22 protein-coding genes and 1 pseudogene are annotated in these 24,206 nt (G+C 41.3%); 14 read left to right on the forward strand and 9 right to left on the reverse strand.

Going from position 1 to position 24,206, the window contains the following annotated elements; genetic code table 11:
* Positions 1 to 24: 24 nt before the first annotated feature.
* Both HWQ37_RS12020 and ctpB read right to left on the reverse strand, forming a co-directional pair.
* The gene (locus HWQ37_RS12020) at positions 25 to 1,014 is read right to left on the reverse strand and encodes a glycosyltransferase family 2 protein (protein WP_292747426.1); all 990 of its coding nucleotides are present in this window, start codon (positions 1,012 to 1,014) and stop codon (positions 25 to 27) included.
* 281 nt (positions 1,015 to 1,295) lie between these two features.
* Complete coding sequence (ctpB, locus tag HWQ37_RS12025; protein WP_292747429.1) at positions 1,296 to 2,636, reverse strand: carboxyl-terminal processing protease CtpB; 1,341 nt, start codon at positions 2,634 to 2,636, stop codon at positions 1,296 to 1,298.
* 312 nt (positions 2,637 to 2,948) lie between these two features.
* On the opposite strand from ctpB, the gene HWQ37_RS12030 reads away from it, so the two are divergent.
* The 5 genes from HWQ37_RS12030 to HWQ37_RS12050 all read left to right on the forward strand — a co-directional run bounded on the left by HWQ37_RS12030 (position 2,949) and on the right by HWQ37_RS12050 (position 10,839).
* A complete protein-coding gene (locus tag HWQ37_RS12030; protein ID WP_292747431.1) occupies positions 2,949 to 3,647 on the forward strand; it encodes a YdcF family protein in 699 nt (232 codons plus the stop codon).
* A gap of 322 nt (positions 3,648 to 3,969) precedes the next feature.
* Positions 3,970 to 4,404 (forward strand): NfeD family protein, encoded by a 435-nt coding sequence (locus HWQ37_RS12035; protein WP_292747434.1) that lies wholly within the window; start codon positions 3,970 to 3,972, stop codon positions 4,402 to 4,404.
* Between the two features lie 137 nt (positions 4,405 to 4,541).
* Complete coding sequence (locus HWQ37_RS12040) at positions 4,542 to 5,549, forward strand: SPFH domain-containing protein (protein WP_292747436.1); 1,008 nt, start codon at positions 4,542 to 4,544, stop codon at positions 5,547 to 5,549.
* Between the two features lie 83 nt (positions 5,550 to 5,632).
* The gene (locus HWQ37_RS12045; protein ID WP_292747439.1) at positions 5,633 to 10,168 is read left to right on the forward strand and encodes a WD40 domain-containing protein; all 4,536 of its coding nucleotides are present in this window, start codon (positions 5,633 to 5,635) and stop codon (positions 10,166 to 10,168) included.
* A 101-nt stretch (positions 10,169 to 10,269) separates the two neighbouring features.
* Positions 10,270 to 10,839 (forward strand): Uma2 family endonuclease, encoded by a 570-nt coding sequence (locus tag HWQ37_RS12050; protein ID WP_292747442.1) that lies wholly within the window; start codon positions 10,270 to 10,272, stop codon positions 10,837 to 10,839.
* Between the two features lie 398 nt (positions 10,840 to 11,237).
* Here HWQ37_RS12050 and HWQ37_RS12055 read toward each other — a convergent pair whose 3' ends face one another.
* On the reverse strand, positions 11,238 to 11,642 hold the full coding sequence (locus HWQ37_RS12055) for a Fur family transcriptional regulator (protein ID WP_292747444.1): 405 nt from the start codon (positions 11,640 to 11,642) through the stop codon (positions 11,238 to 11,240).
* A gap of 143 nt (positions 11,643 to 11,785) precedes the next feature.
* On the opposite strand from HWQ37_RS12055, the gene purS reads away from it, so the two are divergent.
* The 6 genes and pseudogenes from purS (at position 11,786) to HWQ37_RS12085 (ending at position 14,879) form a co-directional block, all read left to right on the forward strand.
* Entirely contained in the window at positions 11,786 to 12,064 is a 279-nt protein-coding gene (purS, locus tag HWQ37_RS12060; protein WP_292747447.1) for a phosphoribosylformylglycinamidine synthase subunit PurS, read from the forward strand.
* Positions 12,065 to 12,236: 172 nt separating this feature from the next.
* Positions 12,237 to 12,908: a phosphoribosylformylglycinamidine synthase subunit PurQ gene (purQ, locus tag HWQ37_RS12065; RefSeq protein ID WP_292747450.1), complete on the forward strand. Its 672-nt coding sequence runs from the start codon at positions 12,237 to 12,239 to the stop codon at positions 12,906 to 12,908.
* A gap of 19 nt (positions 12,909 to 12,927) precedes the next feature.
* Positions 12,928 to 13,068, forward strand: coding sequence for a hypothetical protein (locus HWQ37_RS12070; RefSeq protein ID WP_292747453.1), 141 nt, complete (start codon positions 12,928 to 12,930; stop codon positions 13,066 to 13,068).
* Positions 13,069 to 13,334: 266 nt separating this feature from the next.
* Positions 13,335 to 13,682 (forward strand): annotated as a pseudogene (locus tag HWQ37_RS12075) (DUF937 domain-containing protein); the annotation flags it as partial.
* 123 nt (positions 13,683 to 13,805) lie between these two features.
* Positions 13,806 to 14,360: a pyridoxamine 5'-phosphate oxidase family protein gene (locus HWQ37_RS12080; protein ID WP_292747456.1), complete on the forward strand. Its 555-nt coding sequence runs from the start codon at positions 13,806 to 13,808 to the stop codon at positions 14,358 to 14,360.
* A gap of 9 nt (positions 14,361 to 14,369) precedes the next feature.
* Positions 14,370 to 14,879, forward strand: a complete 510-nt coding sequence (locus tag HWQ37_RS12085) for a GNAT family N-acetyltransferase (RefSeq protein WP_292747459.1) — start codon at positions 14,370 to 14,372, stop codon at positions 14,877 to 14,879.
* Here HWQ37_RS12085 and HWQ37_RS12090 read toward each other — a convergent pair.
* The 3 genes from HWQ37_RS12090 to rbsK all read right to left on the reverse strand — a co-directional run bounded on the left by HWQ37_RS12090 (position 14,876) and on the right by rbsK (position 17,153).
* Positions 14,876 to 15,388 (reverse strand): anthrone oxygenase family protein, encoded by a 513-nt coding sequence (locus HWQ37_RS12090; RefSeq protein ID WP_292747462.1) that lies wholly within the window; start codon positions 15,386 to 15,388, stop codon positions 14,876 to 14,878. The genes HWQ37_RS12085 and HWQ37_RS12090 overlap by 4 nt on opposite strands.
* A 154-nt stretch (positions 15,389 to 15,542) precedes the next feature.
* Positions 15,543 to 16,184 (reverse strand): transaldolase family protein, encoded by a 642-nt coding sequence (locus HWQ37_RS12095; protein WP_292747464.1) that lies wholly within the window; start codon positions 16,182 to 16,184, stop codon positions 15,543 to 15,545.
* Positions 16,185 to 16,226: 42 nt separating this feature from the next.
* Positions 16,227 to 17,153: a ribokinase gene (rbsK, locus tag HWQ37_RS12100; RefSeq protein ID WP_292747467.1), complete on the reverse strand. Its 927-nt coding sequence runs from the start codon at positions 17,151 to 17,153 to the stop codon at positions 16,227 to 16,229.
* 153 nt (positions 17,154 to 17,306) lie between these two features.
* On the opposite strand from rbsK, the gene HWQ37_RS12105 reads away from it, so the two are divergent.
* Positions 17,307 to 18,560: an aminotransferase class I/II-fold pyridoxal phosphate-dependent enzyme gene (locus HWQ37_RS12105; RefSeq protein WP_292747470.1), complete on the forward strand. Its 1,254-nt coding sequence runs from the start codon at positions 17,307 to 17,309 to the stop codon at positions 18,558 to 18,560.
* Between the two features lie 299 nt (positions 18,561 to 18,859).
* Here HWQ37_RS12105 and HWQ37_RS12110 read toward each other — a convergent pair whose 3' ends face one another.
* Both HWQ37_RS12110 and HWQ37_RS12115 read right to left on the reverse strand, forming a co-directional pair.
* Positions 18,860 to 19,204, reverse strand: coding sequence for a type II toxin-antitoxin system VapC family toxin (locus tag HWQ37_RS12110; protein ID WP_292747472.1), 345 nt, complete (start codon positions 19,202 to 19,204; stop codon positions 18,860 to 18,862).
* On the reverse strand, positions 19,205 to 19,432 hold the full coding sequence (locus tag HWQ37_RS12115) for an antitoxin (protein WP_292747475.1): 228 nt from the start codon (positions 19,430 to 19,432) through the stop codon (positions 19,205 to 19,207).
* A gap of 256 nt (positions 19,433 to 19,688) precedes the next feature.
* Here HWQ37_RS12115 and HWQ37_RS12120 point away from each other — a divergent pair, with 256 nt between their 5' ends.
* Positions 19,689 to 21,200, forward strand: a complete 1,512-nt coding sequence (locus HWQ37_RS12120; RefSeq protein WP_292747478.1) for a hypothetical protein — start codon at positions 19,689 to 19,691, stop codon at positions 21,198 to 21,200.
* On the opposite strand, the gene HWQ37_RS12125 is transcribed toward HWQ37_RS12120, so the two are convergent.
* Positions 21,186 to 22,355, reverse strand: coding sequence for a cysteine desulfurase family protein (locus HWQ37_RS12125; protein WP_292747481.1), 1,170 nt, complete (start codon positions 22,353 to 22,355; stop codon positions 21,186 to 21,188). The genes HWQ37_RS12120 and HWQ37_RS12125 overlap by 15 nt on opposite strands.
* Positions 22,356 to 22,574: 219 nt before the next feature.
* On the opposite strand from HWQ37_RS12125, the gene HWQ37_RS12130 reads away from it, so the two are divergent.
* The gene (locus tag HWQ37_RS12130; RefSeq protein WP_292747484.1) at positions 22,575 to 24,206 is read left to right on the forward strand and encodes a phospholipase D-like domain-containing protein; all 1,632 of its coding nucleotides are present in this window, start codon (positions 22,575 to 22,577) and stop codon (positions 24,204 to 24,206) included.

Raw genomic sequence — 24,206 nt, forward strand, 5'->3', positions numbered from 1 at the left:
CATCAGCAACGCCGTTTTTCTTACTTATAGTCGAGCAATTATCTTGGCATTCTCTGGTAGCTTGGCCTCTCTTTGTCCAGCAGTCCGTGCCCTAGCTGTGAACAAACCAATGGGAGTATTTAATAAATCTACAAGGGTGGCTTGACTAGCAATACCTGCGGCGGGCTGTGCCAAGGCCTTTTTAATATCTCTTGGTATTTCTTTCAGTAACCAACGTGCCAAACGATAGCCGTATTCTTTGGGTGTCATCTCTCGCATTAAATCTACACCGTGCAGTTCGTGCAGATAGCGATTTGAGCGTCCATAACGCCGCCATTGACTGTGCAGTTCTTGAAGTGTAGCGCGGTGGCGGTGCTGAACGATCGCATTTGGGGCAAATTCTAAACGTCCGATGTTTTCTGCCAAAATCCGCCAACAAATATCGGCATCGCCACCAGTAGTTAGATAGGGACGAAATAAACCCACTTTTTCTAAGGCTATGGGTCGAATCGCCAAATTAGCTGTTTGAGCATAGGGACGAAAGGAATGGTTAAGGGTATGCTTTTGCGATAAAGTTTCTTGACGCTCTGCGTGTTGTTCTAGGAGAGTTGTGCCTGGTAGTGCCAAAATTTCACCAGCAACAATTATGACTTCTTCGTTGACAAAAGGCTGGATTAGTGCATCTAACCATTGTGGTTGTGGGCGACAATCTGCATCGGTAAAAACAATAATTTCACCCGTAGCGGCGCGAATCCCAGTATTACGAGCAGCGTAAGAGCTTTGAATTTGGGTTTCACTCAAGGGGTGAATTATAATTGGGCAATTTTCGGCAGATGTTTTCAGGATGGTGAGAGTGCGATCGCTACTATTATTGTCTACCAACAAGTACTCTACCCTGTCTTTTGGGTAAGTTTGAGACAGCAGACAATTGATTAACTCTGGTAAATCCGCCTCACCGTTATAAATAGGAACAACCACCGACACCATTGGTAAAAAGCTGGTGGCGGTGGTTGCATCAACTGGCTGATGATTCATAAATCTGAGATTTTGGAGATGGGATTAGTAGTTAGTATTCCCAAACCAAAATCCTGGAAGAATAAAAAGGAGTCAGAATTCAGGAGTCAGAATTCAAAAGTGAGGGATTGGGACTCACTACTTTCTTATTGACCATTAAACCTTAAGTTTAGCTTTGTGCTTAAACCATGTTTATTCTGAGTTCTGAGTCCTGACTCCTGAATTCTGTTTTCATAACTCCAAAAATCTGGATTTGGGAACACTACTATATAAACACTTAGTAACAAATCATTCGCGTCAATCTAAAATTTTAGGTTATCGGCGCGGCTCATGGGTCGAGTCGGTTGATTTGCTGGCGGCTGGGCAAAGTTGTTATTTGATAGAATTGCGATCGCTCGAGCATATTGGGGATCGCTCTTAGTTCCGATCAAGTCTGGATTAGAAGCCAATTGACGCTCTTGTGCCTCTGTCAAGTCTAACTTGATATCTGGTGTAATCCCTTTATGGTTAATATCTGTTCCCGCCGGGGTGTAGTAATGGGCAATGGTGACAGCCAAGCCGGAACCATCTGCGAGTTCATGAACTGACTGGACTAAGGCTTTGCCAAAGGTTTGACCACCTACAACTACCGCCCGCTTATTATCCTTGAGCGCCCCTGTCAGGATTTCACTAGCACTAGCTGAATTACCATCTACTAAGACCGCCAAAGGACGATTTGTTAGAGCAGTGCGATTGGCTTTAGTTTCCTCACTGCTGCCTACACGGTCTATTGTCTTGACAATTCCGCCGTTATCGTACCACATCCGAGCAATTTCAATGCTGGCCTGTAACAAACCGCCAGGATTTCCCCGCAAATCCAAGACATAAGAATCAACTTTCTTAGTATTCAAATCGCGGATGGCTCGTTGCATTTGGTCTGCGGCGTGGGCGCTAAATTCTCGCAAACGGATATAACCAACGCGGCGATTCCCTTCTTGTCTGAGGGTATAGCGTACTGTTGGGACTTCAATGCTTGCCCTTGTCAGTTTCAAATCAAAGGCATTTTGGCCTGTGCGTCCCAGTCGTAGCTTGATGGGAGTACCCGCTTTGCCACGGATTAGCTTAGAAGCATCATCCACTTTCATTTTGAGAGTAGATTTGCCATCAATAGCCAAAATTTCATCACCTGCTTTGATCCCAGCTTTCAGCGCTGGAGAATTTTCTATGGCTTCGACAACAGTCAGGCGCTGAGTTTTTTCGTTCACTTCCATCCGAACGCCGATACCAGAGACTTCCCCAGATGTTTGGCTAGTCAGAGCTTCAAACTGTTGGGGGTCCATGAACCGAGTGTAAGGGTCTCCCAACTTTTGTAAAGCTTCGCGGATGGCAGTGTATGCTTCTTCACGAGAAGAGTAGTCTTTGCTCAACAGGCTTTGCCTGGTTGCTTGCCAATCTTGTTGATTAAATTTACCATCAACATATTCATGATTTACCAGTTGCCAAACTTGGTCAACTATCACTTTTGGGCTGTCTTGTAGAGCTAGAGCGGCACGGACACCACGAGTCCAAGCTGGGCCGAATACAGACATCGTAGCAGTTGTGGCGATCGCTCCACCAATCAAGGCTACTTGGAGCGGTGAGTAACTTTTCGCAGATTGGTTCATGTATACTTAGCTGGAATAATTGTGTTGTTGACAGTTTAGCAATCAGGCTTTCCAGAAATTTTTAAGTTTTTATACCCCAGAATCAACTATGTTCCTTCATCATTTTTATCCTTAAATGATGCCAAAAATGCCGCATTAGTTATTAACAATCATTTCTCAGTTTGTTAGTCTTCTCCGGAAGGCTATACTAAGCGTGTGACACTTTGATTAGCGTCATCTTTGCATTCTAGATTACTTTTATAAGATAGCACTTTGCTCACTGAATTGCAGTACTGTTAGACAGTAATAAAATTAGCTTTTCTTACTTAAGTCATGAAACGCAAATTTACCATCAAATCATTAATTTCTATTAAAAAAAAATCTAATAATCTGTGGCAATTGTTACAAAAACTCAGTGGTGGATTGTATATTTTCCTGGGTGTTTGGCTGATTTTCACTACTATAACCTTAGTTTTTGCTTCTTCGCAGCCAATAGATGCCTTCTTGGTGCTAGGTGGCAGTATTCGTCGAGAAACTTATGTTGCTCAACAGGCAAAACAATACCCGCAAACCCCAATTTTAATCTCTCATGGTTCCCCAGATCCCTGTATACGGTTAATTTTTCAGGCGGAATTAGCAGAGTTACAAAACGTTTGGTTAGAAAACTGTGCGAATTCTACCTTTGAAAATTTTTATTATAGTATTCCAATTCTGCGCCGTTGGGGAGTGCATAAAGTCATGTTGATTACCTCGCCCAGTCATTTACCCAGAGCTAAATGGATGGCACAGATTCTTTTCGGCGCTCATGGTATTTGGGTAGAGCCAGAAATTGTTCAAGAATTGGGTATTCCTGGTAATCGGGAATCTTGGACTAAAACTGGATTAGATGTGACGCGCAGCTTATTTTGGGCGATTTTAAGTCAAATTATTCAACCGCAATGCTCAAATGTCACAAAACTTACTGATGTAGATATGCAAGCTTGGGAGCATCGAGGTTTTCATTGCGAACACCAAGGGGGGCTGAGGAGTTAACAATTCAAAATTCAAAATTCAAAATTAAAGACATTACATAAGGGGATTTAAACCCCGACTGAAACTAGTGCTACATATAGATTGCAGGTTCTTAAACCCTTGAATTTACGATATCGATAAACTTAGATTAATTTTAGCTAGCTGGCAATGAATTGAAGGCTAGAATAAACTGGACTTGTGTACTGCTAGCTACACCTTGTTACTGAAATTAATCAAAATTATTGGTAGAAATACCAAGTTTGGTTTTCTGTAAATAACTTACGTCTGGCTGTATTTAATCGTAGAAATGCATTTACGCCAATGTAGAAACTAGGATGACGCTATGCCAAGTTTTACCTTAATCTGGCTTCTGGCAGGAGCAGTTTTGTGTTTAACGGAACTGTTCTTACCATCGGCGTTTGTCGCCTTCATGATGGGAATTAGCGCTTTTGTGGTGGCGCTGCTGTCTGGAGTGGGTATGGGAAGTGTATGGTTGCAAATTGTGGTTTGGCTGTTGCTTTCCACAGCCCTAACCCTACTTTCTCGTCGGTTTTTGCAACCAAGACAACGCAAATCAAAAATTCGGGATGCAGTCATAGCTGAAACCTTAACTGAAATTCTGCCTGGAAAAACAGGGCGGGTGCGGTATGAGGGAAATTCTTGGCAAGCAAGATGTGATGATGACAAATTTACTATACCAGCTCATGAAAGAGTTTATGTGGTTAGGAGGGAAGGTACTACTTTGATTGTCGTACCGGAAAATCTTTTGAATTCTTAGTTATTGGGCATTGGGCATTGGGCATGGGGCATGGAGAAGAGGCAGGAGGCAGAAGGCAGAAGTTCTTTAATTTTGAATTTTGAATTGATTGCTCCCTCATCTCCCCAGTCCGTTTATGAAAAATTAGGAGATTCACAATGGAACAGTTCTTTTTACTAGTATTTTTAGCCCTTGGTGGTTCTGCTGTAGCGGGTTCTGTGAAAGTCGTCAATCAGGGGAATCAAGCTTTGGTGGAAAGATTGGGTAGTTATAACAAAAAACTGGAACCAGGACTAAACTTTGTTGTTCCTTTTTTAGATAGGGTTGTCTACCGAGAAACTATCAAAGAAAAAGTCTTAGATATTCCTCCTCAACAGTGCATTACCCGTGACAATGTTGGCATTGAGGTGGATGCTGTGTTTTATTGGCGGATTGTGGATATGGAAAAAGCCTGGTATAAGGTAGAAAATCTCCAGTCGGCAATGGTAAATATGGTGCTGACTCAAATTCGTGCCGAAATGGGACAATTGGAGTTGGATCAAACTTTTACTGCTCGTTCTCACATCAGTGAACTTTTATTACAAGATTTGGATGTTGCTACCGATCCCTGGGGTGTGAAAGTGACACGGGTAGAACTGCGAGATATTATTCCGTCTCAAGCAGTGCGCGAATCGATGGAATTGCAAATGTCGGCAGAGCGACGCAAACGAGCATCAATTTTAACTTCGGAAGGCGATCGCGAAGCTGCTATTAATAGTGCCAGAGGTAAGGCTGAGGCGCAAATCTTGGATGCGGAAGCTCGTCAAAAATCGGTAATTTTGCAAGCGGAAGCTGAACAAAAGGCGATCGTTTTAAAAGCTCAAGCGGAACGTCAGCAGCAAGTTTTGAAAGCTCAGGCGATCGCAGAATCAGCAGAAATTATAGCCCAAAAGCTCCAAACAAATCCCAATGCCAATAAAGCAGTTGAAGTTCTGTTTGCTTTGGGCTATTTGGATATGGGCGCAACAATTGGTAAAAGCGATAGCAGCAAGGTATTATTTATAGATCCGCGTACTATTCCTGCTGCTTTCGAGGGTATGCGTTCCGTTATCTCAAATGGTCAGATTGACTCTAACGAGTTGTTTTCCAAGCAAATCCCAGGATTAGAAAATAACCGTCCTAGTTAGGAGTAGAGGTGGAAAGTGGAGACAAGGAGACAAGTTTCTTCCTTGTCTCTTTCCAATAACTAATGACTAATGACAAATGACTAATGATAATTAACCCAGAACAGGTCATCAACGCTATTATTGCGATCGCTAATCCTTTAATTAAGGAAAAAATTCGGCGCAATGAGACTGTAATTAAATTACTTCAGCAGTTTAAGCTCGATCCAGAGCATCCACCAGCAGATTTTAGTGGGGTTTATGCATACACACTGGTAGAGTACGGTGTTGGGAAACCCCAACCTGTTTTAGAACTTTTTCGCCAAGAAGCAATCAAACAGGCTTTCCGTAAAGCATTTGACCATAATAACCCCTCAATTTTGCTTTCTGAGGTTGATACTTGGCTTGATGCCTATTCTTTGGGTGATGACATTAGAAGTTTGGGAATTGACATTAGACGGGAAATTGCCGCCTTTTATATTGTGTTTGCAGAAGTTGCTAAACGCACACGCAACCCAGCAGATACACTAATGAGCCAACAAATTGGCTCTTTGCAAAAACGCATTACAAATATCCAAGAAGTACTTGACAGGTTGCCGACGTTGGAAGGTATTCGGATAGAAATGGCGCGGTTGGCACAGAATTCCCCCGCACTGCTTGAGGCCGGAACATCTAGCGAAAATCAATGTCGAGCCATAGCTTTAGCTCAACAAATGCGCGGCTGGTTTGAAACCTTGGGCTACCGCTTTGAAAAGTATGAAGTTTGGGGTGATTCATATTTTGAGTGGATTATTAATGTCCCAACCCGACGTAACCGATATGACCGCATCTTAATTAGGGGAATTGAGGGCGAAGTTGGACTCAAGGATGTAGCTGTTTTGCGTTCTTCTGTGGAGCAGCAGAGAACTGATGAAGGTTGGTTGGTAACAGCCAGACGCATTGCACGGGCGGCGCGGAATGAGGTAGAAAAGGAGGAAAATCGCCACTTAGGTTGTTATACTTTTGACGAACTCATTGACCAAGATGCTGATTTTAGCGATTATCTTGATTGGCTAGAAGCGGAAATCATTCGACGGCAAATAGATATAAAATACGTTCCCTTAGCTTGCACAAAAGAAGAAATTGACCCCGATACTAAACAGCGCATCGGCATCAGTCATTATAGCGATCGCGATGGTTGGATTGATGGTTATATTGATATGTGGTTGGACGATCCCGCCAAAGAGCATATTTCTATACTAGGAGAATTTGGTACGGGGAAAACTTGGTTTGCTTTCCATTATGCTTGGGTGGCATTGCAACGTTACCGAGATGCCCAAAAGCGCGGTGTTGAGCGTCCTCGTTTGCCTTTGGTAATTACGCTGCGAGATTTTGCCAAAGCAATAAATGTCGAGAACGTTTTGGCAGGGTTCTTTTTTACACAACATAATATCCGTTTAACTAGCGAAGTATTTGACCAGTTAAACGGTATGGGTAAATTGCTGCTAATTTTCGATGGTTTTGACGAAATGGCAGCAAAAGTTGACCGTCAGCAGATGATTAATAACTTTTGGGAACTGGCTAAAGTTGTGGTTCCTGGTGCTAAGGTTATTTTAACTTGTCGCACCGAACATTTTCCCGAAGCTAAGGAAGGACGCGCGCTGCTCAATGCGGAGTTGCAAGCATCTACTAAACAACTGACGGGGGAAACACCACAGTTTGAAGTGCTAGAACTGGAGAAATTTAACGACGAGCAAATTCGACTGGTGTTGTCGTACCAAACGGAAGCTGCAACGGTTGAACAAGTGATGGGAAATCCGCAATTATTGGATTTAGCCCGTCGTCCGGTGATGACAGAGTTAATTTTGGAAGCTTTACCAGATATTGAGGCGGGTAAACCTGTGGATATGTCGCGGGTTTACTTGTACGCGGTGCGGCGGAAAATGGAACGGGATATTAAGAGCGATCGCACGTTTACTTCGTTAGCAGAAAAGCTATACTTTTTGTGCGAACTATCTTGGGAAATGCTGTCTACAGACGAAATGAGCCTCAATTATCGGCTTTTCCCAGACAGAATTCGGCGGTTGTTTGGTTCGGTGGTGCAAGAAGAGAAGGATTTAGACCACTGGCATTACGACATGATGGGGCAAACAATGCTCATCCGCAACGCTGATGGTGATTATACTCCAGCGCATCGATCTTTGTTAGAGTTTTTTGTAGCGTATAAATTTGCCGCCGAGTTAGGAACATTAGGAGATGATTTTACGGAATTATTTAAAACCGAGTCAGGCTTGAATAATAATGTAATGTCTGCTGATTATACTTGGTCTGGTTATTTTTTACGTAAATTGGATGATGCGAATAGCCCTGCTAAAGCATTACCCATCGCACCACTAAGACAATTTAAAAGTGAGTCTTTTGAGAAGTTAAAAGAGACTTTTGGTAGAGCGCCACTCACGAAAGCAGTGATAGATTTACTTTTGCCGATGTTGAGTAATAGACCTCTACCCAAATTAAATATAGGCTCAGATTTTATAAGTTTGTCAGAATCTTTTTCTCAGATATTTTATAGCCAGCCCCTAATTAATCTCATTGAAGCAACACGGGGAAAGACAGAAGATGAAGTGGGTTATGTTGGAGGGAATGCAGCAACGCTAGCTGTTAAGATTGATCCAGGAGCTTTAGATGCAAAAAATTTAAGCCATGCAGTTATTAAAAGCGCTGATTTTAGTAATGCAAAATTAAGGGATGTAAATTTTATTCAAGCAAATTTGTCAGATTCTGTCTTTCAAGAACTATTAAATCAAATTTTTTCCGTAGCATTCAACTTAAATGGGCAACTTTTAGCTATGGGTGACTCTGCTGGTGAGATTCATCTATGGCGAGTTGCAGATAGAGAAAAACTATGGAAAAGCAAAGGGCATAACCGTATAATACGTTCTGTAATTTTTAGCCCTGATGGTCGTACCCTTGCAAGTGGAAGCAGCGACAATACCATTAAAATTTGGGATATTTACACAGGTGAATGCCTAACAACTTTACAAGGTCACAATAGTATAGTACGTTCAATTGCCTTTAGCCCTGATGGACAAATACTTGTAAGTGGCAGTGAAGATTTTACAGTTAAATTATGGAAAATAAATACTGCTGAATGTCTGGAGACTTTATCAAATCTATCTGGATATGTACGTTCAGTTGCCTTTAGTCCTGATGGGAAAATTATTGCTTACAGTAGCCAAGATTATACTATACAACTTTGGGATTTTAAGAAAAGGCAATATTTGAAAAATCTAACCGGACATACTAATTGGGTAAAATGTGTTGCTTTCAGTCCAGATGGGAATCATCTAGCTAGCAGTAGTCAAGATTACTCAATTAAGCTATGGAATATTAGTACAGGACAATGCTTCAAAACTTTACAAGGACATACTGGTCAAGTTAACTCAATTGTTTACAGTCATAGTGGATTAATGCTTATAAGTAGTAGTTCTGACCAGACAGTAAAACTTTGGGATGCCAAAACAGGACAATGCCTAAAAACTTTGCAAGGACACAATAACTGGGTACAATCGGCAGTATTTCATCCAGACGATGAAATACTAGCAACTGGTGGTCAAGATCGTGCAGTAAAACTTTGGAATACTCAGACAGGGGAATGTATTAGCACCTTTCAAGGATATTCTGATTGGGTTAGGTCAATTACTTTCAGTCCCAATGCCAAAGTTATAGCCAGTGGCGGTGAAAACTATGCTGTAAAACTGTGGGATGTCAGCACAGAAATTTGTATAAAAGAGTTTCGAGGGCATACAAGTTGGATACATTCGTTATCCTTCAGACCTGACGGAAAGGTACTTGCAAGCAGTGGTGATGATAACATTATAAGAGTTTGGAATATCAAGGCTGGAAATTGTATACGAACTCTTATAGGACACAATCATTGGGTACGTTCAGTCACTTTTAGCCCTGATGGTAAAACCTTAGCTAGTGGAAGTGACGACACGACTATAAGGCTTTGGGATATTGAAACAAGCCAATGTTTAAAAGTATTGCAAGGACATACTAAGCGAGTAAGAACTGTTGCTTTTAGTCCTGATAGTCAACAAATCATCAGTTGTTGCCATGATGACACTGTGAGACTTTGGGATGTCAAAACAGGGGAATGTATAAAAGCATTTAAAGTAGAAAACAATTGGCTTAGAGGATCAATTGTCTTTAGTCCCAATAGACGAATATTTGCTAGTGGTAGTGATGACTATAATGTTAGACTCTGGGATGCCGACACTGGTAAATGCCTAAAAATATTAGAAGGGCATACTGGTCAGGTAAAAGCAATTACTTTTAGTTTAGATGGGAAATTGCTTGCTAGCGGCAGTGATGATCTGACAGTTAGAATTTGGGATATTGATACACATAAATTGTTGTATAGTTTGCATGGATATAACATAACTCCATTATCTTTATCTTTTGCCCCAGATGCTGAAATTCTCGCTAGCTGTAGCGAAGATGGGGTAATCAAGATTTGGAGTGTAAAGACAGGTGAATGTTTAACAACTTTCAAAAAAGAAAGACCCTACGAACGCATGAACATCACAGGTATTAAAGGTTTAACCTCAGCCGATATAGCCACTCTCAAAGCACTAGGTGCAGTGGAAAATGCGGAATAGATTTTAGACCATATCTGATGGTGAGTTAACGCGATGTTAACTATTTGATAAAATTACAATGACTAGTGATTAAATAATCAAGCTTTGATAAGTTGTAAATTATGACCTTATCTATTCAGCCAACCACAGCAATAAGTGTAGAAGAGTTCTTAAAACTACCAGAGACAAAGCCAGCAAGCGAGTATCTTAACGGGCAAATATACCAAAAACCTATGCCACAAGGAGAACACAGTACTTTACAAATTGAATTAGCTTCTGCCATAAATAAAGTTGCAAAACTACAAAAATTAGCTTATGCCTTTCCTGAATTACGCTGTACATTTGAAGGTCGTTCGATAGTACCAGATATTGCAGTTTTTGAATGGCAAAGAATTCCATTACTTCCTAATAGAAAAATTACAAATAAATTTGAAATTCCCCCAGATTGGATAATTGAAATTCTCTCACCAGAACAATCGCCTAACCGAGTTATCAGCAAAATTACTTTTTCTATTCAAAATGGAGCAAAGCTAGGTTGGTTGCTCGATTCGGCTGATGAGTCAATCATGATTTTTGAACCCAATAAATTACCAGAATTAAAAGAAAATCAAGATATTTTACCCGTTTTGAGTGTTTTGGAAAATTGGCAATTAACAGTAGCAGATGTATTTAGTTGGTTGAGTTTTGTTTGAATCAAACCTACTTCAGTTTCATTGAGTAGTAATTGTTCAACTGCATCGCTCAAAGCTTCTCTCCACTACAAAGGAGCGATAACACTTGTATCTAAAGAAATCAATGACGTTTCTCTGTACGTGCATTTATGACAGTTGCACTCAATGACTCACCCTTAATCGTAAGAGAGTCACGAAATTGTTTCATAGTTGCTAATCGTTCTTTCTTTTGTAGCGGAGGAACTAAACGAGCTACGGCCTTATCTTGCTCTAGCAAAATTACTTCTTCTCCCCTAGCTACTCGTTCTAAGAGAGATTTTAAATTTATAGCTGCTTATTCAACGCTAATTCTCAACACTTCATTACTCCTGTAGTTAGGCTTAACCAGTCCGCGTGCAGAAAACATAAGATTGGTATGACTATTGACCAATTTCAGTAGCTTGATTTACCTGGCATTGACTGCACAACCCAAAAAACTCTAGGGTGTGGTAAAAAACTTTAAACTTATGGCTGGATTCTAACTGGTTTTCTAAGTCATGAACTGGGCATTGATTAATCGGAATTGAGACACCGCATTGCAAACAAGTAAGGTGGTGTTTGTCTTGCTGCGCTAGGCTATAGAGAGCTTCACCGTTAGCCAAATTCCGCACTTGTACCATACCTTCAAGTTTTAAGGCATCTAGGGAACGGTAAACTGTTGCTAAACCCATGCTCTGATTGGTGTTACGTAGTTCTACGTAAATATCCTGGGCAGAAATACCTTTTTTGATGGTTTTCAGGAGGTTGAAAATACGCTCTTGACTGCGGGTGCGTATGGCTCTCATAGACAATTATTTAAATATGCCACTGTACTTGAAGTTGTTAGATGGGCTAATCGATTGATTAACTTTAACCGCTTCGTAATCTTATTTTCACTCAGTTAGAGCATAAAGTTATAGTATAGCGATCGCAGCATTCAGCAAAAACCGTGCAAACCAAGTATCTAGCCAAAATTTTCGTGACCCTTCGTCCTTCAGTCTTAGACCCTGCTGGTGTGGCTGTACAATCCGGTCTTAAGCAACTGGGATACGATAACGTTGACCAGGTGCGGATTGGCAAGTACATTGAACTCACCATCACCTCAACTGAAGAGAAGAAAGCCCGTCAAGACCTTGATACCATTTGTGACCAAATGCTATCAAATCCCGTAATTGAAAATTACCGCTTTGAATTAATTGAGGTCGAAACTCAAACTGGGGTATTTTAGGATTGGGCGTTAGGAGTGCTGAGTTAGGAGTTAGGAGTTAGGAGTAGAGACGCGAAAAATCCAAGTCTTTCCAAGAGTTAGGAGTTTTGTTTATCTCCTTGTCCCCTCACTCCCTCATCTTCCCATGCTCCCTGCTCCCCTGCCTCCCCACTCCCCACTCCCCTAACTAATCATGAAATTCGGTGTTGTTGTTTTTCCCGGTTCTAATTGCGATCGCGATGTTGCTTATGTAACCAGAGATTTACTGGGGCAACCAACTCGCATGGTTTGGCATCAAGAAACAGATATTGCTGATTTGGATGTCGTGATTATTCCTGGTGGCTTTAGTTACGGGGATTATCTGCGCTGTGGCGCGATCGCACGTTTTTCACCCGTGATGCAGCAGGTTGTGGAACACGCCCAAAAGGGTAAGTTTGTCCTCGGTATTTGTAACGGATTTCAGGTATTAACTGAAGCTGGACTTTTGCCGGGGGTGTTAACCAGAAATCGGGATTTGCATTTTATTTGCGATCGCGTTCCTTTAAAAGTTGAGCGTACTAATCTATGGACGCAAGCTTATAACAGTAGTGAAGTTATCACTTTGCCCATTGCCCATGGAGAGGGACGATTCTACGCTGATGCAGCCACTCTCGCAGAAATTGAAGATAACGGCCAAGTCGTATTTCGCTATGAAGCAGAGAATCCCAACGGTTCACTAAATAACATTGCTGGGATTTGCGATCGCCGGGGCAACGTATTGGGGATGATGCCGCACCCAGAAAGGGCATCAGACGCAATGTTAGGGGGTAGTGATGGCTTGAGGCTGTTTCAGGGATTGTTAGAGAAGGTAGCAGCATTAGCGTAAGGCAATAAGTTGGGCATTTATGCGAATTCTTCTACATACAGCGATTTATTTATCGAAATTTTTGGGTCTAAAACCCCGTCCTTATGGGACGGCTTTAAGTGGTAAAATAATGGCAACAGGAAGGGTAATTAACCTGTCTAAAAACCCGATTGCTGCCTAAACCGCAGACGCTGTACCTTGACAACTGAATCTTGCTGGTTCTACTTCGTAGTTCTAGTATCACCTGGAAGTAGGTAAAAGATTTAGAGGTACTAGACGCTCAGTATTTCAAACAAATAAATTTTGGAGCAATCCAACTATGGTCGGGCAGACCAAAAGTTAACGCTTGGGGAGAGAACCACCTCTGGGATAGGTAACGCAAGGAACCTACTCTAAGTGGACTCGTTGAACCAAGAATCCTCGCCCTTTTAGGGCGGTGGAGTGTCAAAAGACAAACAAGCCACAGATGGTAATGAAGCCACACAAAATTTAGTCAGTCAATATGCTGGTACTTCTCCGAACCCCGAAGCCGTCAATTCGTTGTTTTCTCCTCAGATACAACAGCAAGTCGCTGAAGTTGCTTCCCAGCGCACTGGGTTAGATGCTGGTATCGTTCAACAATTGCTGCCTTTGGCAGTACCTTTGTTGCTAAACTTTTTGCAATCAGGAGCCAATGCTCAAAATCCTCAAGCTGGCGGAAATCCTGTACTAAATTCCTTCTTAGATGCTGATGGCGATGGTGATGTCGATATCGCTGATGCCATCCAAATGGCTAGTAGATACATGAGACAATAAGACTTTTCTCCACTCTTAAGTTTCTTCCCATAAGCCAGACCTCGGCAATTAGGTCTTGCTAGATTTTTAGCTAAGACATAGGCTGAGAACATGATAAATTTGCAAATATAAATCAGACAGTCTATGTCTAAATTTTTTGACTGTATTACTGAAGAACTGCAAGACTTTATTGCTGCCCAACAGCTTTTCTTTGTTGGTTCTGCACCTTTGAGTCCTACGGGTCATGTTAACCTGTCTCCTAAAGGTCAGGACTGCTTTCGTATCCTATCTCCCAACCGAGTAGGTTATTTAGACCTCACAGGTAGTGGTAACGAAACATCAGCCCATTTGCAAGAAAACGGGCGGATAACCTTCATGTTTTGTGCCTTTCAAGAACCCGCGTGTATCTTGCGTCTTTACGGTCAAGGAAGCACGATTGTACCGACTTCTCCAGACTGGGACTCGCTATACTCTCTGTTTTTGCCGATACCTGGAACTCGTCAAATTATCGTCGCTGACATTGAAAAAATCCAGACTTCCTGTGGTTTTGGCGTACCACTCTATGAATATCGAGGTCAGCGCCAAACTTTAGTAAATTGGGCTAGTAAAAAAGGCGAAGAGGGAGTTCGAGAATATCAACAGCAGAAAAATCTCGTCAGCATTGACGGTTTAGCGACACCACTGAGTAAATTACCTTAACTTTACCTGATGGATTATTTTATTCGTCCGCTCACCCAAGAAGATGAGCCTTTTCTTTGGAAAATGCTTTATGAAGCAGCCCATCTGCTTGAAGAAGGTAATTTGACAGTGGAAGATGCGAAGAATAATCCTGATTTGGCAAAATATGTGAAAAATTGGGGATGTAAGGATGATAGTGGCTTCGTCGCTATTTTGGAAAGTATTAATCAGCCAATAGGAGCCGCATGGCTGCGTTTATTGACAGATGAAAATAAAGGATATGGCTATGTTGATAATCGCACTCCTGAATTAGCAATCGCAATTCTTCCTGAATATAGAAATCAAGGCGTAGGAACGCAGTTACTCACACATTTGTTAGCAGCAGCTAAAATAGCTTATCCATCAATATCGCTTAGTATCAGAACAACAAATCCAGCCTTTGGTTTATATAAACGATTTGGTTTTGAAGTCGTCCCCGATAGTGAGATACTCAACCGAGTTGGCGGAATATCTCTCAAAATGAAAATTGATTTTTATTAGGTCAAGGTAACTTTCTGCTCTACTACTGATTTCACTCTTGTACCAACTAACAGTGATGAGGTGAGTGCTACCATTCCAAGTAACGCAATTCCAAGACGAACCAAATGATAGAAGTGCCACTGATAACGAAAGTCAGCCCAATTATTTGGAGCAGTAAGCGGAGTCCAAACATCAATTTGCTGATTGAGTGGTTGAATAAATAATGCCCACACAAGCCACATCAGAATCATGCAAACTAACCCAACTAAAGTAAGCAAAAAGGACTTTAGGTGACGGCGAATTAAAATCGTTGCCAGTGTCGTAGAGATAAGAGATGGAATCTCAATGAAGGCTAATTTTACTTTATAGCTGATTACTTGGTTTTGTACCAAGATATAGCAATCAAGAGGTAATAACAATTTTCCTGGCATTTGCATATAGTGTGCGTATGAAACCCCCAACTGTACACCCATTAGAACAACTGCTAAAAGCTGAAAAAGCCTGAGTAACATTGCTGAATTCCTAGTCATGATGAAAAATTATTTACCTAAAACTCGTATTGGGGAATAATTTCTGTCTCATTCTTTGCTGCATTTATAGTTTAGCCAAATTCACTTATTGATCGCATACGAATTACGTTAGCGTAGCGGTAGCGAGTCCGTGAGCGTCATTACGAATTACGAATTACGAATTACTTAAACCCATGCCTCCTTTAGCGAATTCTTCAACAGTTTTTTGTGAGAATTCATGAGTTGCGATCGCTTGCAACATTGCTAGTGGTAAAGTCAAATGATCCGCCCCGGCTTGCAACGATGCGGCTGCTTCTTCAGGAGATTTGATACTAGCTGCTAAGATTTCTGTATCACTACCTTTGAGTACGCTAGCCATATCCCGCACCAAAGCAATACCGTCACCTAACAATCGGGTAGCTCGATTTACATAAGCTATGGCAATTTTAGCTCCTGCTTCTCGTGCTACTGCTGCCTGTGCTGCACTATAAATCGCTGTCACCGAACAGGTAATATCTGGTGATAGACTCGCCACCACTTCAAACCCTAGCGGTGTTGCGGGAATCTTCAAAATTGTTTGTGAACCAATAATCTCGAAAGCTTTCCTACCTTCAGCTAGCATCCCAGCTTTATCAGATGCCATAAGTTGATAGTATAACGGGCCATTTGTCAAGGCAAGCAATTTTTTGAGCGTGGTTTCTGGTGGGGTATCGCTTTGAGACAACAGCGTGGGATTTGTTGTAATACCTTTTACCCATCCCCAAAGTTTAACAACTTCAGCTTCCGATGCGATCGCAGAGTCTAGATATATTGCCATACTTAATTCCTCACTTTAGAATTACGAATTACGAATTACGAATTAATTCATTCCCCTTTCCTTAAGAAATGCATCAAATGTAAACCTATCCGGTAGCGAAGTTTGTGCGCCTGGTTTTGTCGCTGTCAAAGCACCTGCTGCTGCACCCCAAACAACTGCTTGATGTAAGGAAATTCCTTCAAAAAGTGCCGCCGCTAAACCACCATTAAAAGCATCGCCTGCGGCTACTGTGTCAACTGTATGAACTGAAAACGCGGGTAAAAAAAACTTTTCTTCAGCAGTGGCACAAAAAACACCTTTAGAACCTAGTTTAACGATCGCACATTTCACACCCCTTTGTAATAAAACCGCAGCTGCTTTGGCTGCTTGTTCCTCGCCATTCACAGGAAAACCCACCAACTGCGCTGCTTCAACTTCATTCGGTGTGATAATCTCTACCAATGGATACAATTCATCTGGTAAATTAGATTGTGCGGGTGCGGGGTCAAAAATCACTTTGATGTTTGCATGTCGTGCCACTTGAGCAGCAGCAACCACGGCAGTAATCGGAATTTCTAGTTGTAAAAGTAGTGCTGTAGCTTCTGGTAACAAGTGGGATAATCGCTCTACATCTTCTTGATTGACGCGCCCATTTGCACCAGGAATAACCACGATTTGATTTTCACCACTATGACTCACGGTGATCATCGCAACTCCAGAACTAACAGTTTCATCCACAAAAACGTTATCAGTCTGCACACCAGATGTTTGCAAATTGTTAACAAGTTCCTTACCAAAATCGTCTGCGCCTACACGCCCCACTATCTGCGTCGGAATGCCCAATTTTGCTAATGCTACGGCTTGATTGGCTCCTTTCCCTCCCGAAACTTTAAAAAAGTCTTCTCCTAGCAACGTTTCTCCTGCAACTGGCAATCGGGGTGTTGTTGCTACCAAGTCTATATTGATGCTGCCGAAGACGATAATACTCATAATGCCGATTTTTATTGATAATATTACAGGATGCGATGTCTACGACGGGCTATGCCTACGCAAACTGCATAAATATCACCCTTACTCAGAATTGCACCTAACTGATAACTGCTATATACTGCCTGCATCAGATTGCAATCAAAGGCTGGGATTATGGCGAATACGACAGATGAAGGCAAAATTCACTTTATCTCACCACAGTTATTGAAGAAATTAGATTACCAAACGCCTATAAGTAAATTTTACGCTTCAGCGACTTATATGAGTCGCCGAACTGAGCCGGAAAGTCTTGATTTTTCCTTGGGTGATGCTCATGAAATGCCACCTCCAGGGTTTGTAGAAGCGCTGCAACGTTGGAGTGTACCGCAAAACTCCAGTTGGTATGGCTACAAGGGAAATATTCCCGAATCACGGGTTACTGTATCCGCATCTCTTCAGGATAAACGCGGAATTTCTATATTGCCTGAAGATATTTTTATGACTAATGGTACTGTAGTCGGTTTGGCGATTTGTTTGCAAATACTAGCTGGGGAGGGAGATGAGGTAATTATTTTGACTCCACCCTGGTTAGGTTATAGGCGTATGGTGCATTTTACAGGTGCGGTTCCAGTGGGTGTGCCTGTAGATACCAACACCTTCGATATGAATTTGGAGGCGATCGCTGAAGCAATTACCGAACGAACTCGGGCAATAATTGTCAATTCACCTCACAACCCTACAGGTAAGATTTTTTCAGCTAGCACCCTAGAACGTTTGGCAACTATACTAGCTGAGGCTTCTAAACTCTACGGCAAGCCGATTTACATAATTTCTGATGAAACCTTCAGCCGCGTTGTTTTTGATAACCAATCTTGTCCCAGCCCGACCCAGTTTTACCCATTTTCTTTCTTGGTATATGGTTACAGTAAAACCTTAATGGCTCCAGGTCAACGTATCGGATATATCGCTCTACCCTCCACTATGCCCAAGCGGGAAGAAATAAGGCGAGTAATCGCCATATTACAAGGAAGTGCTTTTGGTTGGTGTTTTCCTAGCGTACTAATGCAGTATGCCCTAGCCGACTTAGAAAAAATAAACATAAATATCGAGCATTTACAAAAAAAGCGAGATTGGATGGGTTCGTCGCTGCGAGGCATGGGTTATCAACTGCATACCCCCGATGGAACATTCTTTTTATTGGTGCGATCTCCTTGGGAAGATGACTGTGCTTTTGCGGAACTACTGGCAAGTCACGATGTATTTGTTTTACCAGGTACACCCCAAGAAATACCCGGTTACTTTCGGATTTCCCTTACTGCCAGCGAAGAAATGATTTCTCGTGCCTTACCCAAATTTCAAGCAGCGTTGAAGGAGGCAGGAGGCTCTTATGTTTTACCTCAGTTGGGGATTCAGATCCCTTCTGAATAAAATTTCTCTCATTGCACACTTGTGTTTAGCTAGTTTATACGGCTAGTATTCTCACAGGTATGCCATTTGTCACAGTTGTTTTAACGCTTAACTCAAAGATAAATCCGGTGTCAGCCTTTGCAAAACTTGCTTCAACACCATCACTGTCCAATCTATATCAGCTTCCGTAGTATCACGCCCCAAAATGATTACAACCGGGAAAACCTTCGCAACGCAATGTCATCACACCTCGCCTATTAACAAGCTACTCAACCCAGTTTTCTAATGGGAGCATAGGAATGCGAGAAAACTCTCGTACATTATTGGTGACGAGGGTAACTCCTAAACTCAGCGCATGAGCAGCAATGAGCATATATTGCACCAATAATCAGTCCTCTGGTTTCTAAATCACTTTTGATACTGCCGTAAATTGTTGCAGCTGCTTGATTAAATTCAACAATTTCTAGAGGTAGCAGAAATTGCATCAGGGCGATACGGTTTTTCTCTTGCTGTTGGCTTTTGGCAACTCCATATTCGAGTTCGGCAATGGTGATAGAGGAGATACCAACATCAGAAATGCTAAGGGTTTTAAATTTATCCAGTACTTTTTGGGGTTTTTGCTTTATCAGGTAAATGCAGATGTTCGTATCAAGCAGGTATCGCATTTAAAAGCTCTCTCTCGTGTCAATAACTGGCTGATCTCTGGTAGTCATGAAGTCATCAGAAAAATTGTCTAGACTATCAATGAGGGATTCCCAAGGGTTATCTTTGGCAATCAGGACAATGGCGTTACCAATTTTTTTAATATAAACTTCAGTGCCAGTAAGTTGAAAGTCTTCGGGTAAAATAACGATTTGGTGAGTGCCATCAATGGTGAGTTTAGCAGTGTTCATGGTCTTGTCCTAAAAAAAAGCTAGTATTTCTGATCTCAGTAGCACGAAATTTGATGAATGCAACTCTGAAACTTGCTTAATTAGCATTGTTAAACCGAATCTATCGAAATCCTAGCAGTCCTGCTAGGGAATGTGACGGTGGTTAAGGCATCGACGTGGGAAAGGCGAATATGTCTGGTTAACTACATTTATTGTAATTTGGCAATATGTATCAGTATCTAATAGAATTTGCTCAGTAGCAATTGAACCAGAGATCATGCTTGACTTCGATGAGATTTTAGTAAGTATTAAAAACCCGCAGATTAAGAAGTATCTAGAAGAATCCATTAAAAGCTATCAAGTTGGGAACTACCGTAGTGCCATTCTTGCGGTGTGGATTGCTGCAATGTTTGATCTCGTTAAGAAATTTGAGATTTTGGTGGATCAGCGCGAACCCACTGCGATCGAAAAGTGGAACAATCTAAAACCTAAAATTGAAGATCATAAAAATTGGGAGAATGAATTGATTGATTCTGCTAAGGCGATTGCCATGATTAGTCGCTATGAAGCAGATAGTTTACGGGTACTTATGAAAACTAGAAATCGCTATGCCCATCCTTCATTTGATGATGTAGGAACCTTGTTTGATCCAACCCCTGAAGAAGTTCGCTATTTCATCCGAACGCTTTATGACATTGTGTTATCTCAACCTGCTCAACTAGGAGCGTTTTATGTTTCTCAATTGCTCGAAACGATAAAAAGCCCAAATTTTTTTCCCACTGAACCTCTTGCAGACGAATTAATATTAGTGAAAAATCTCGTGATTGAGAAGGTGAGCCGAATCAACCAAAAACAAATACCACGGCTCATTAAAGGACTTTTCCAAGCTTTAAATAGTCCCAGTAGCAAAGAACACGAACTCAATATTCTTTGCTTTGTAATAAATTTATGGGGCGTTCAAGCTGAATTACAATGTTCAACTGAATTATCGGGTCACTGGGATGACTACATTGCCACAAAATCTTTAAATAATACAACTTTAGACGCTATTTTGAGTTACCCAGAATTCATTAATAAACTCTCTCAGAAATCACAGTATGCAATTGAATCAGCCTTTACAACCCAGTTATTGAAAGGAAAGAGATATTCAGAATCTGCGATCAAATTTTTAGCCTCTGCCGATATCGTCCCCCTAGCTCAATCTCTCCTGGCTGATGCTCCACACTTAATTCCTATTAAGAAAGTAATTAGACAAAGCTCCCATTATGCACAGTTATTAGGTAACAAATATACGGAAATATTTGGTGAAAGTATTTTAAAGGAAACAAGAAAAGTATTAAAGACACGGGATGGCTACCAAGTAAATCCTGTGCTTTCTGCTCTCCGTCGTTGTGGAATATGGAATATAGCAAATACTCTTTCACCACTCGATAAAGTAAAGTTTGCTAATGAATTGATCGTATCGCTTAATTCTTCTAACTATGAAACTGAAGACTTGTTGGATTTCAAGAATCGAGAAGATATTCCTATCCAATGGGGCAGATTGCTCCTTGAAGAATGGTTAAATAATTTACGATCTGATCCTCAAACCCAAAACACACTACCCTACTACTGGAAACATTACTTCGGACTTGTTGAACACTATACAAAAGAGCTTGGTAATACTCCTGGGCAAAAAGAAGCACTCAAAATAATTGTCTCCCTTATGAATGAAAACTCAGAAATTTCCGATCAAATTAAAAATTTAGCATCTAATGAATTGCTATCAATGGATTCAATGCTTAACTAAAGATAAATCCGGTGTCAGCCTTTGCAAAACTTGCTTCAATACCATTACCGTCCAATCTATATCAGCTTCGGTTGTATCACGCCCCAAAGTTATCCGAATTCCGCCCAAAGCGGCTTTTTCAGAATAACCCATTGCTAACAATATCGGGCTAGGGCTAAGTTTACCACTGTGACAGGCAGCACCAGCACTGATGCCGATACCTGCAAGGTTTAGCTGTCGTACCAAGGTTTTACCGCTAAGTTTTTCGCCATCAGCATTTTCTAGGCACAAACTTACATGGTGAGGTAAACGATCGCAAATATCCCCTGTAGCAATTAAACCAGGAATTTCAGCTAGTTGGGCAAAGGCGCGATCGCGTAATTCAATTAAACGTGGTGTTTCTGTAGCCAATTCTTGCGCTGCTAATTCTGCTGCTACACCAAACCCAGCAATTATCGGTACTGCTTGCGTACCAGAACGCAGTCCCATTTCTTGTCCACCGCCACTAATTAAGGGCAATAATTCTACACCAGGACGCACATACAGCGCCCCTGCACCTTGCGGCCCATAGATTTTATGACTAGAAAGGCTAAGTAAATCTACAGGGAGTTGTTGCACATCTATGGGTAAACGTCCGGCAACTTGCACTGCATCTGTATGGAATAATGCACCATGCGATCGCACAATTTTACCCAGTTCTGCGATCGCTTGCACTGTCCCTACTTCACTTTGACCATAAATTATAGAAACTAAGGCTGTGTTATGTCGCAACGCCGCCTTTAAATCCACGGGGTTAACTTTACCTTTCACATCTACAGACAAGCGCGTAACTTCCCAACCCCACATTTCTAGTAACTTCACTGTTTCCGAAATTGCGGAATGCTCAACGCTGGAAATAATTAGATGTTGAGGTACAGCATACAACCGAGCCACACCCATAATCGCCAAATTATCTGCTTCAGTGCCACCGGAGGTAAAAACGATCGATTCAGCAGTGGCGGCGTTAATTAAGCCAGCAACTTGGACTCTAGCTTCTTCTATAACCGTTGCCGCTCGTTGTCCCCACTCGTGTAAACTGGAGGGATTACCCCACTGTTGAGTGAGGATTGTTTGCATAACTGCGATCGCTTCCTTTCGAGTCGGAGTAGTGGCGCTGTAATCTAGATAAATTTGCATATAACCGATAATAGTGAGAACACACGTTGGTGATAGACTGCCGATCTTCCCATCACATACACTTTGAGTAGACAAATCCTGAAAAAAATATCTGTAATTCTACATCTAAATAGGGGATTTTTCTTTTTACTTGGAAACTTATTTCTCTACTTAATTCAGAATACAAAATTTTGGGAATGATAAATATATCCACTCCCAATCCACTTTTAACAGATTACAGTGCAACTTATCTCTAGACAAAGATATTTTTTATATATCTTTTTACTGACATTTTCCCTGGCTGGTTGCCAACGAGTCCAGTCTTCTAATCAGCGTCCAGCACCCTTACCACAAGATCCGTTAATTCAAGTTTACTTTAACCATTCTGAGTCTTCAGAATACCAAGAAGCTTACCGTCAGCAAACTCGCCTTGGGGATGATTTAGAAAAACAGATTGTCGATACGATTACCCAAGCTAAATCTACAATAGATGTGGCGGTGCAAGAATTACGTTTACCCAAAGTCGCCCAAGCTTTAGCTGATAGACAAAAAGCTGGGGTAAAAGTCAGGATAATTTTAGAAAATACCTATAGCCGTCCTTGGAGTAACTTAACATCTACTGAAGTAGGTAAGTTAGATAAAAGAGAACAGGAACGCTATCACGAATTTCGCCAATTTATCGATATTAACCAAGATAATCAACTTAGTCCAACCGAAATAAATCAAAGAGATGCTTTGATTATTTTGCAAAATGCCAAAATTCCCTGGCTAGACGATCGAGCTGATGGTTCAGCCGGTAGCAGCTTGATGCATCACAAATTTGTGATTGTGGACAATCGCCTGGTAATTATCACTTCAGCTAATTTTACATTAAGTGACACTTCTGGAGATTTTACAAATCCTAATAGTTTAGGCAATGCCAATAATTTATTGCAGATTGACAGCCCAGAATTATCATCTTTATTTACAGAAGAATTTAATATTATGTGGGGAGATGGGCCAGGAGGTCAACCAGATAGTCGATTTGGCTTAAAAAAACCGATGCGTTTACCTAAACAAATAACTTTAGGTAACACCCAAATTACTGTGGAATTTTCCCCTACTTCTCCAACTCAACCTTGGAGTAACAGTAGTAATGGTTTAATTGGTAAAACTTTAGATTCAGCAACTAAATCTATTGACATGGCGTTATTTGTCCTTTCCGAACAGCGCCTTGCTAATATTTTAGAAAAACGCCAGCAACAAAGTGTGCAAATTCGGGCTTTAATTGAACCACAATTCGCTTATAGACCCTACAGCGAAGCATTAGATATGATGGGGGTTTCTCTTAGTAACAAATGTAAATATGAAGTTGACAACCATCCTTGGTCAAATCCCATTACCACCGTTGGTGTACCTGTGTTACCCAAAGGCGATTTATTGCATCACAAATTTGGTGTTATTGATAGCCAAACAGTAATTACAGGTTCTCATAATTGGTCAGATGCTGCCAATAATGGTAATGATGAGACGCTTATAGTGATTGAAAATCCTATAGTTGCTGCCCATTATGTGCGAGAATTTGCTCGTCTTTATGCCAAAGTTAAACCGGGCTTACCACCAGCAATTCAAGAAAAAATTAAATTAGAACAAACACGCTGTCCCCAAATAAAAACTTCTTCATCACCTGAGTTACAAGCAATTCAAAAAGTAAATATCAACACCGCAAGTTTAGAAGAATTAGCAAGTCTCCCTGGTGTGGGTCAGAAGTTAGCACAACGGATAATTATTAGCCGTCAACAGCAAAAATTTACATCTTTACAAGACTTAGAACGAGTTCCAGGAGTGAGTGCTAAGATGCTGGGAAAATGGGGCTTTCGGATCGTTTGGTAA

Origin of the sequence: Nostoc sp. NMS4 (assembly GCF_017115095.1) — a bacterium.
In the GTDB taxonomy this organism is placed as follows: Bacteria; Cyanobacteriota; Cyanobacteriia; order Cyanobacteriales; family Nostocaceae; genus Nostoc.

Excerpts from the sequence above, each read along its gene's own strand:
- HWQ37_RS12020 (WP_292747426.1), bottom strand. The coding sequence starts at position 1,014 with ATGAATCATCAGCCAGTTGATGCAACCACCGCCACCAGCTTTTTACCA.
- ctpB (WP_292747429.1), bottom strand. The coding sequence starts at position 2,636 with ATGAACCAATCTGCGAAAAGTTACTCACCGCTCCAAGTAGCCTTGATT.
- HWQ37_RS12030 (WP_292747431.1), top strand. The coding sequence starts at position 2,949 with ATGAAACGCAAATTTACCATCAAATCATTAATTTCTATTAAAAAAAAA.
- HWQ37_RS12035 (WP_292747434.1), top strand. The coding sequence starts at position 3,970 with ATGCCAAGTTTTACCTTAATCTGGCTTCTGGCAGGAGCAGTTTTGTGT.
- HWQ37_RS12040 (WP_292747436.1), top strand. The coding sequence starts at position 4,542 with ATGGAACAGTTCTTTTTACTAGTATTTTTAGCCCTTGGTGGTTCTGCT.
- HWQ37_RS12045 (WP_292747439.1), top strand. The coding sequence starts at position 5,633 with ATGATAATTAACCCAGAACAGGTCATCAACGCTATTATTGCGATCGCT.
- HWQ37_RS12050 (WP_292747442.1), top strand. The coding sequence starts at position 10,270 with ATGACCTTATCTATTCAGCCAACCACAGCAATAAGTGTAGAAGAGTTC.
- HWQ37_RS12055 (WP_292747444.1), bottom strand. The coding sequence starts at position 11,642 with ATGAGAGCCATACGCACCCGCAGTCAAGAGCGTATTTTCAACCTCCTG.
- purQ (WP_292747450.1), top strand. The coding sequence starts at position 12,237 with ATGAAATTCGGTGTTGTTGTTTTTCCCGGTTCTAATTGCGATCGCGAT.
- HWQ37_RS12070 (WP_292747453.1), top strand. The coding sequence starts at position 12,928 with ATGCGAATTCTTCTACATACAGCGATTTATTTATCGAAATTTTTGGGT.
- HWQ37_RS12080 (WP_292747456.1), top strand. The coding sequence starts at position 13,806 with ATGTCTAAATTTTTTGACTGTATTACTGAAGAACTGCAAGACTTTATT.
- HWQ37_RS12085 (WP_292747459.1), top strand. The coding sequence starts at position 14,370 with ATGGATTATTTTATTCGTCCGCTCACCCAAGAAGATGAGCCTTTTCTT.
- HWQ37_RS12090 (WP_292747462.1), bottom strand. The coding sequence starts at position 15,388 with ATGACTAGGAATTCAGCAATGTTACTCAGGCTTTTTCAGCTTTTAGCA.
- HWQ37_RS12095 (WP_292747464.1), bottom strand. The coding sequence starts at position 16,184 with ATGGCAATATATCTAGACTCTGCGATCGCATCGGAAGCTGAAGTTGTT.
- rbsK (WP_292747467.1), bottom strand. The coding sequence starts at position 17,153 with ATGAGTATTATCGTCTTCGGCAGCATCAATATAGACTTGGTAGCAACA.
- HWQ37_RS12105 (WP_292747470.1), top strand. The coding sequence starts at position 17,307 with ATGGCGAATACGACAGATGAAGGCAAAATTCACTTTATCTCACCACAG.
- HWQ37_RS12110 (WP_292747472.1), bottom strand. The coding sequence starts at position 19,204 with ATGCGATACCTGCTTGATACGAACATCTGCATTTACCTGATAAAGCAA.
- HWQ37_RS12115 (WP_292747475.1), bottom strand. The coding sequence starts at position 19,432 with ATGAACACTGCTAAACTCACCATTGATGGCACTCACCAAATCGTTATT.
- HWQ37_RS12120 (WP_292747478.1), top strand. The coding sequence starts at position 19,689 with ATGCTTGACTTCGATGAGATTTTAGTAAGTATTAAAAACCCGCAGATT.
- HWQ37_RS12125 (WP_292747481.1), bottom strand. The coding sequence starts at position 22,355 with ATGCAAATTTATCTAGATTACAGCGCCACTACTCCGACTCGAAAGGAA.